Here is a 6,238-nt window from a genome sequence, read left to right on the forward strand (position 1 = left end):
TATGACCGCTAAACATGGCCATCACTTCGGCGGTGCCTTCTTTCATGATCCGACTGTGCGCAGTCAGGCCGCCCGCTTGGATCGCTCTGGCTGCGTACTGCTCAATATAGGCCGGTTTCGTCTTGCTGGCACCACCAAGATCGCGGGAACCCCGGCGATCCCTACCAGTGCACCGGTATGGCTGCTGCGCAAGCGCGACCATAAGATCATCCAGCGCACCCGCTCCGATGCCAACGGCAACTACGCCTTTGAGCAGATCCCGCACGACACCTATACCGTGCTGGCCTTCGATGAGAGCGGCACCTACAACGCCGTGATTGCCGATAACCTGGAGTCCACCCCATGAACCTCGCTGTCGCTGCCAAAAACGCCCGGCTGCAGGCGCTGGCTGATCTGATCGATACCGGAGGGGCGGGCACCCTGACGCTCTACACCGGCACCAAGCCTGCCCAAGCCGATGATGCGATCACCACACAAACGGCACTGGTTGATATCCCATGCCCGCTACCAATTGCCGACTCCATCAGCAACGGCACCCTGCACCTCGCCGCCTTCGGCTCAGAGATGGCCGTGGAAACCGGGCAGGCAACCTGGGCACGGCTGAAGAACGGCAACGGCGATGTCGTGGCCGACCTGGTGGTGGGCACGGATATCGCCCTCGCCAGCACCCAGATCTACCCCGGCGTCCTGGTGCAGATCAATACCGCGGCAATCTCGGAGTAACGCATGACCGATCTGCTGTTTAAGTCGCCGCCACCTGCAGATGCTGACCTGACATTCGGGGATCGCCGCTCGCCTGCCGATCTGGTCTTTCAGGATCCGGCTGGCAGCAGCACCGATCTGGTGTTCGGCAGTAGCGACAACACAGCGATCACTATCAACGCAACAATCGCCGCCACACTGGCAGCCCCTCAGGCATCCCTCGATGCCGATACAGGTATTACAGGCTCGCTGTCTGCCAGCCTAACCGGCCCGACTGCCGCGATTGACGCAGAGATCGACAGCAATATATCCGATGCCCTGGCCGCCGATACCGGTGCCGTGTGGCAGCGTTCGACACACGCCGCAAGCGATACCGCACCGGCCTGGATTATGGCGCCCTATGTGGAAACCGAGGCCCGCGCAGCCTGGGAGAAAGCCAACGCCAATGGCAACGAAACAGCGCCTTCCTGGGGCCAGCCTGACGCACTGCCTAATCTATCTGGTGATGCCTGGGAGCAGGGTATTGATCTCAACCACAGCCGCAGCGGTGCATGGGAAAACCCGGCCCGCGCCAAGCGCAACCCACACTGCAAATGGGAACAGGGCGCACAGACAGCCAACAACAGCGGCGATGCGTTCAACTATCCACCGTTCCTGCCAGCTGCCACCCAGACGGTATGGGAGTGGTGCCAATGGCTCGGACTATCCCGCCGCGATTCAATACGTTACGCCCAACAGCTGGGTCAGTGGCTAACTGCTCTGTATGAGTACGGCATTCAGCCACCGCCTGGGCACAGCGTGCCGCCTGGGCCGGAACCGGAACCACAGCCGGAGCCGTTCCGAGGCGACCCCAACCTGCTGTTTGACGGCACCTATCGAAACGAACACCTGATTTTTAATGGCACCTTTGAACAACCCCCGGTGCCGATAACCAGCAAAGCGGTATACCTATTCATGCCAACCATCACCCTTTACCGACTCAGTGACGGCGCCGAGCTGGACGCGATAAACGTATCCTGGACCACAGATCTGGACAGCTGGGGCTGGCGCTTCAACGCGACCTTAAAAAAGAACGCCGACCTGGCCTTGGTAAAACCAGACAGCAACGGCCCCCAAGAGATCGGCTGCAAGATCAACGGCCACACCTTCACTGCCATTGTTGAGAGTTACAACGTATCCCGGCAGTTTGGCAACAACAGCTACCAGATCAACGGGCGCAGCCTGAGCGGCTGGCTGTCCGATCCTTACGCCCCTAAACGTTCCCGTGTGATCAGCACCGACCACACTGCCCAGCAGCTGGCCGAGCTTGAGTTGCAAAACACCGGCTGGACCTTGAACTGGAACACCGCCGATTGGCTGGTACCGGCAGGCGCGTTCAGTTACCAGGACAATGACCCGGTCGCCGTGATCAAGCAGATTGCAGAAAGCGTCGGCGCTATCGTACAGAGCCACCCAAGCAGCAAAACCCTGGTCGTAAAACCCCGCTTTCCCACCAGCCCACACCTCTGGGCCAGCGCCACGCCCGACGCCATCCTGCCAGCCGCCCTGATCAAGCAGACCGCAGGCGAATACCGCACCCTGCCCCACTACAACCGCGCCATCACCACCGGCGGTGATACCGGCGGCGTAATCGTCACCCTCACCCGCGACGGCACCGCAGGCAATGAACTGGCCCCCGTCGTCACCGATCCGCTGATCACCCACGCCGATGCAGGCTACGAACGCGGCCGCAACGAAATCGCCGCAGGCGGTAGCTGGGAAAGCATGAACATCACCACCTGGCTCACCCAGAACGGCACCCCAGGCCCAGGGCTTATGCTGCCGGGCTACCTGGTAGAAATCGAGGACGTAGACGAAACCTACCGCACCCAAATCAGCAGCACCGCAATCACCGCACAAAGCAGCGAAGACGCACTGACCGTGCGCCAGGTGCTCACAGCAGAGAGGGCCTTTCACTGATGGCAAACCTCTGGAAGCAGTTTGAAAGCCTGATCGACAAAGACGTGACCCAACTCGCCACGATCACCGCCACCAACGGCACCACCTCAACCGTGCAGTTGCTCAGCGGTGACACCCTGAAAGTCACCGGCACCGGCACACCCGGCAGCAAAGTGTTCATCAAAGGCGGTGAGATCAAACAGGCGGCCCCAAACCTCACCGAACACACCATGACCCTGTACTAAGAGGAGATCCCCCATGACCACAACCACCACCGAACAAGTCACCAACCAGTGGCAGGAATACGCCGACAGCTCACTGGGTGATACCGCCGTTACCGTTCAAAACTACGACATCACCCGCCTCAGCGTCGCTATCGACGCAAATCCCCCAAGCGCTACCGATCTTGGGCTGTATATCGCAGGTGAAGACAAAGAACTCTACGCAGGTTTCGAAGGCAAACTCTGGCTGCGCTATCCCCTGCTCAAAGACGGCGAATCTAAAGACGTGGGAGTAATGAAGGGATGAGAAAGCTAAAAGGCTACGCCACCTCCGGCCACCCCATGGCCCGGCATTTTAGGGGGCATGTGCCGTTTCCAAAATCCCGGTTAATACGGCGCTTTATGGCAGCCGTGGGCACACATGTAAAGATTCCCGCTTGGACCGTGTCCGGTGACTTCGAAATCATCATACGCATGAACCGAACCACAGACGGGTACATCCTGGCAGGCCCTACCACTAGGCTCTTTAACTACAACGGATACCTAAAGCTCAGTAGACACAATGCAGACAATACACAGTGGGCCAACGGTACCTATGTTGACGGTGTAATCCATGAAATCCGTGTATCGAGAGTATCCGACCTGACGCACGGCTCCATTGATGGCGATGCGCTAACGCCACAGCGCACAGGCGACCGCGCGGGAAACTACACTTTTGACCGAATTGGTATGAAGTGGGATCTATCAACAGCCGTCCCCGATCTTGACAGTTATCTACTCAGTGTCGCACTGAAAGATCTGGATAATCCATCCAACTCACGCCTGTACACCCAGTTCGGCCGCGCTGATGGGGTCGTTCCAAATCAACTGCAAGCCTGGGGAGCAGAACTGTCTAACGGCAGTTTCTATGCACAGGGAAGCGGTACCGTCTCCGGTGCTGTTTTAACCGCTACCGCAGATAGCTGGGCATACATAGCCGAGAACATTGAAACCACACCAGGAACACAGTATCGGCTGGAAGTCATCGCCGAAACGTCAGGGTCCGAATTCTACATCCGGGCCTGGGATAACCAAGACGCTGTCGCACTGAACACCGCCTTTAATTTTGAAAGCGGCTCCAAAGGGGGGCTGCTTTTCACAGCGCAGAGCACCTCTACACGGGTATATGTCCAGCAGCATGGCAACATGTCAGAGGGTGACACCCTGGCACTGCGTGTCCTGAGTATTCGTGAAGATAACACTGCCGCTCAGCTCTACAATGCAGCAGATGGCAGCGTACAGCGATATACCAAAAAGCCTTTCGGTTGGACCAACGAATATTGGCCCAATTTGATCTCCCACTCCCGTGACCTGCTGCAAGCCTGGTGGCACGGCACAGGCGTAACGCTCAGTGATCCCGGCCTAACCGAAGAAGGTATCAAGCTGACCCAAATAGAGGTAACCGCAGACAGCCCGTGCCAGATCGAGATCGGGGTTGATGCCCTTGAGGTCGGTAAGACATACACATTAAGTATGTATGCCCGTCAGGTAACCTGGGAAGGAGGCTTTCAGCTGGCCTACTACGATGTACCCACAATCATGGCCCAAGACTGGATCAGCCTGGATACAACGCTAAGACGCATCGCGTTCACGTTCACTGTAAGTGCCCATGCCACAAATCCCCGTATTCGGCTGGCAGGCTATAACCCCGCTGCCGAAGTAGGACAAATCGCGCTTGTGGGTGGCGTTCAATTGAACGAAGGGGATCAAGCACTCCCTTACAAAGAAACCATCGGCCAGGCAGGCATGATGATCCCAATTGCTCAGGAGGCGGCCGCATGACCTATTACTACACCCTTGCCCCCATCGCTTTTCCACCTGTCTCCTTGGCGTCGCGCTTTCCCAATCCGGCGACAGTAGCGGCGTGGAACCGATACGGTAGCTACTGCCCTGATACAGTTCCGGCATACATCATCCCCTGCACCTCACTACCGAAGTTCAACGTCGATGTTTCAGACGCCCGCATCATCGCGATTGATCCAGATTCGGAGTTCTCGACCGCCATGCAGGTCATAAAAGCGGTAGCTCCCTACCTGTTCGAGCCTACAGCTGACAAACCTATCGTCATGGATCAAGCAATTGGCAGCGCCATGCACGCCTCCCCAGTTTTCCGCCTGATCGACTTCAACTACGAAGACACCAGCGAGGGCAAAAAACAGCTGGAAGCCGACTGCCAAACCGCCACCGGCTTCAACCTAGACCTCAATCAATCCCTAGAAACACTCAAACAGGAGGTATGGAACGCGGTTCGGATTGCACTAATTGCGCAATAGTCGTCTCAGCTAAGCATATAAACGAAATGTGTTATTCAACCTCCTGTTAGGTATATTCAGGAAAAACGTCTACAAAACATTAGGGACGACGCCTTTCGTTCACCAAGGAGAGAAAATGCGACTCAATCAGATGCCTGGATACAATTTTCCTACACTCGCAACCTGCCCTAAGCCTCTACATCCATTGAATACCTGGCAACTTCACGAACTTAAGCTAACAGATGACGGGGACCTTAAATGGTATCCACGTTGTATTGAAAACGAATCAGGTCATGCGATGATCGATTGCTATGACACATACGAAGCAGCCACCGCAGTATCCTCTAAGCTGAACGAAGCCTTTATTAACTCTATCGATAGTCTGCTGTTAGATGACCACTTAAAAGCTTCGCTGAGGCTCAAGGTAGATAAGCAGATCACCTGCCAAAGTAGGCTATTGGCAGAAGAGCAATTGATGCTTCAGGAGGCTATCAGACGTCACCATGGCACCCCTCGCCCATCGAAGGAAGACCTCATTCTCTCCCAGCATCATGAAAATCTGCGAGATTTGCTTCACGAAATATTATCTGAAACACCCTATATACAATGTGCTTCCCTTCCTAAAAGTGGTGTCATATTAGCTAGAAGTGGTGAGTTAGACTGGAGTAAAACGATTCCAGGAAATAAACGAGCTTATGAAAAAGTATACAGAGATCGAATCGCTAGAGGGTTCGATCTTTGTGGTTTTGAGCACTGGGGGAAGACCAAAGCTACAATCCGAACTCTCCTGCGCCCCAGAGCTAATGAACTTCTTCAATTGGCCAGCGTAAAGCGAATGCTCGACAGCGCTTATGCAAGGGGTGAAAGGGTACTTATCTCTGGTTCATTTGTTTTTTGGTACGAATCCAATGGTGATGTAGGGTGGACAATCAAAGAAGCGAATAGGTCTGCAATTGATAAAGCAGGTAACACCATTTGGAAAGAGGGAACGATTGTAGTGGTTCAATGAACCCGGACACCAATTTAGGTGGTAAAGTCACCACCGTAGGAAGAGGTGTCCAATGGCAAGACAACGTCGATCATTTT

General features: G+C 55.4%; 8 protein-coding genes. All 8 read left to right on the forward strand.

Features of this window, described 5'->3' with window-relative positions:
• Nucleotide 1: 1 nt before the first annotated feature.
• The 8 genes from QKW35_RS20590 (at nucleotide 2) to QKW35_RS20625 (ending at nucleotide 6,161) form a co-directional block, all read left to right on the forward strand.
• Nucleotides 2–346: a hypothetical protein gene (locus QKW35_RS20590; protein ID WP_282356165.1), complete on the forward strand. Its 345-nt coding sequence runs from the start codon at nucleotides 2–4 to the stop codon at nucleotides 344–346.
• The gene (locus QKW35_RS20595; protein ID WP_282356166.1) at nucleotides 343–723 is read left to right on the forward strand and encodes a hypothetical protein; all 381 of its coding nucleotides are present in this window, start codon (nucleotides 343–345) and stop codon (nucleotides 721–723) included. The genes QKW35_RS20590 and QKW35_RS20595 overlap by 4 nt, the downstream gene beginning before the upstream one ends.
• A gap of 3 nt (nucleotides 724–726) precedes the next feature.
• The gene (locus QKW35_RS20600; RefSeq protein WP_282356168.1) at nucleotides 727–2,661 is read left to right on the forward strand and encodes a hypothetical protein; all 1,935 of its coding nucleotides are present in this window, start codon (nucleotides 727–729) and stop codon (nucleotides 2,659–2,661) included.
• Nucleotides 2,661–2,885 (forward strand): hypothetical protein, encoded by a 225-nt coding sequence (locus QKW35_RS20605; RefSeq protein WP_282356172.1) that lies wholly within the window; start codon nucleotides 2,661–2,663, stop codon nucleotides 2,883–2,885. The genes QKW35_RS20600 and QKW35_RS20605 overlap by 1 nt, the downstream gene beginning before the upstream one ends.
• 13 nt (nucleotides 2,886–2,898) lie before the next feature.
• On the forward strand, nucleotides 2,899–3,168 hold the full coding sequence (locus tag QKW35_RS20610; protein WP_282356173.1) for a hypothetical protein: 270 nt from the start codon (nucleotides 2,899–2,901) through the stop codon (nucleotides 3,166–3,168).
• Nucleotides 3,165–4,682 (forward strand): phage head spike fiber domain-containing protein, encoded by a 1,518-nt coding sequence (locus QKW35_RS20615; protein WP_282356175.1) that lies wholly within the window; start codon nucleotides 3,165–3,167, stop codon nucleotides 4,680–4,682. Before QKW35_RS20610 ends, QKW35_RS20615 begins: the two co-directional genes overlap by 4 nt.
• Complete coding sequence (locus tag QKW35_RS20620; RefSeq protein ID WP_282356177.1) at nucleotides 4,679–5,173, forward strand: hypothetical protein; 495 nt, start codon at nucleotides 4,679–4,681, stop codon at nucleotides 5,171–5,173. The genes QKW35_RS20615 and QKW35_RS20620 overlap by 4 nt, the downstream gene beginning before the upstream one ends.
• A 115-nt stretch (nucleotides 5,174–5,288) precedes the next feature.
• Nucleotides 5,289–6,161 carry a hypothetical protein gene (locus QKW35_RS20625; RefSeq protein WP_282356179.1) on the forward strand — a complete coding sequence of 291 codons (873 nt, stop codon included), beginning with the start codon at nucleotides 5,289–5,291 and terminating at the stop codon, nucleotides 6,159–6,161.
• The last annotated feature ends 77 nt before the right edge of the window (nucleotides 6,162–6,238 follow it).

It is taken from the genome of Pontibacterium granulatum (assembly GCF_029961155.1).
Taxonomy (GTDB): domain Bacteria; phylum Pseudomonadota; class Gammaproteobacteria; order Pseudomonadales; family Balneatricaceae; genus Pontibacterium; species Pontibacterium granulatum.